Origin of the sequence: Deinococcus pimensis DSM 21231 (genome assembly GCF_000519345.1) — a bacterium.
Classification (GTDB): Bacteria; Deinococcota; Deinococci; order Deinococcales; family Deinococcaceae; genus Deinococcus_A; species Deinococcus_A pimensis.
The window spans coordinates 1-1458 of sequence record NZ_KI912665.1 but is presented as its reverse complement, the minus strand read 5'-3'; the positions used below and the strand labels follow the sequence as shown (position 1 = coordinate 1458).

Annotated in this window: 2 protein-coding genes and 1 pseudogene; 1 reads left to right on the top strand and 2 read right to left on the bottom strand. The window is 71.2% G+C overall.

Translation table 11 applies throughout. From position 1 onward, the window contains the following. A pseudogene (locus DEIPI_RS40265) lies at window positions 1-267 on the bottom strand (hypothetical protein); the annotation flags it as partial. Then, window positions 264-1145 carry a hypothetical protein gene (locus DEIPI_RS0117770; RefSeq protein WP_027482648.1) on the bottom strand — a complete coding sequence of 294 codons (882 nt, stop codon included), beginning with the start codon at window positions 1143-1145 and terminating at the stop codon, window positions 264-266. The pseudogene DEIPI_RS40265 and the gene DEIPI_RS0117770, both read right to left, overlap by 4 nt. 118 nt (window positions 1146-1263) lie before the next feature. On the opposite strand from DEIPI_RS0117770, the gene DEIPI_RS32350 reads away from it, so the two are divergent. Then, a partial coding sequence (locus DEIPI_RS32350; protein WP_045234644.1) for a hypothetical protein occupies window positions 1264-1458 on the top strand: 195 nt, incomplete at its 3' end.

Below are 1458 nucleotides of genomic sequence, written 5' to 3'. Positions count from 1 at the left end.
GATGCGCTCGCCGAGGTCGTCGAGGCCCGCCACGCCGCGCCCGCCCACGACGACGCGGGGACGCGGGGGGGCCGCGCGCACTTCGAGGATGTCCGTGACGCGGTCCACGCCGAAGTCGGACGCGGAGAGCAGCCCGAAGAGGTGCGGGCGTGCCTCCGGGGAGAGCGCCAGCTTCGGGGAGAGGGCTTCGAGGAGCTGCGCGGCGTCGTCCTGCCCGAGCCGTTCCTGCTTCACGAGGTCGAGGATGCGGTTGATGCGGTCCCTCACGACGCCACCACCTTCGCGTTGCCTCCCTGAACGGTCAGGGCGAGGCTGGCGCGGCCGTCCGCGAGGACGCCGCTGTACGTGCTGTTCACAAAGTCACGCGAGGTCTTCGTGACGGGAAACCCGCTGGCGGACATGTTGCCCGCCGTCACCTCGCCGTCGAGCCGGACGCTGCTGCCGGGCTGAAGCTGGACGTTCGCGTTGCCGCCCTGCACCTTCACGTCGTGCGTGCCGCCCGAGACGAGGGCGTTCCAGCGCAGGTTGCCGCCCTGGACGCGGGCGTGCAGGTCCGAGGCGTTGCCGAGCGTGAGGTTGCCGCCCTGCACCTTGACGTTCACGGGCGCGTTCAGGTCCGGGAGGCCCAGGTTGCCGCCCTGCACCTTCGCGTTCACCTCGGTGATCCCGGCGGGCACGACGAGCTCGGCGCGCAGGTTGCCCTCCTGGACGAAGCCGCCGACGAGCCGGTCGAGCCAGCCCTCGCCGCGGTCCTGCCACTCCAGCGGGACGCGCTTGACGAGCCAGCCCTCGGGCGTCCCGGCGAGCTGCACGCGGCCGGGGGCGCTGACGTGCAGGTGCGGGGCGGTGACGCTCTCGTCGGTGCGGACGCTGAGGCTGAAGCCCGCCACGATGAGGTGCAGGACGGGCGGGACGTCGCCGTCGAAGGGCACGGCGGGCGACTCCTGCAGGGGGGTGATCTGCGTGACGGCGGTGGAGGGCGTGTCGCCCTCGGTCTTGTCGAGCGTCACGGGCGTCTGCGGCGCGGTGGACACGGCCTCCTGGTCGGGGCGGCTCCCGAGCAGGGCCTCGGCTTCCTCGGGGGTGAGTTTGCCCTCGGCGACAAGGGCCTGGACTCGCTCTCGAAAGGATTCGTTCTCGTTCATCTCGACCTCCTCCCTAGTTGTAAGCCTTGACTTACCAGAATGTCAAGTCTAGTTTTACATCCTCACTTCATCGGCGGTCCGGGTTGAGCTCATGGAGGCGGGACGCCACAATGCACGGGTGAACCTCACCCCCGGCGCCCTCGTCCTCTACAAGCAGAAACCCGCCCGCATCTCCGGGACGGACGGCGACAAGCTCGACCTCGACACGCCCGGCGGGAAGGTCCGCGTGCGTCCCAAGGACGTCACGCTCCTCCACCCCGGCCCCGTCGCGGGCCTCGGCGGCCTGCGCGCCCCCGAGGCCGACGCGCGCGAC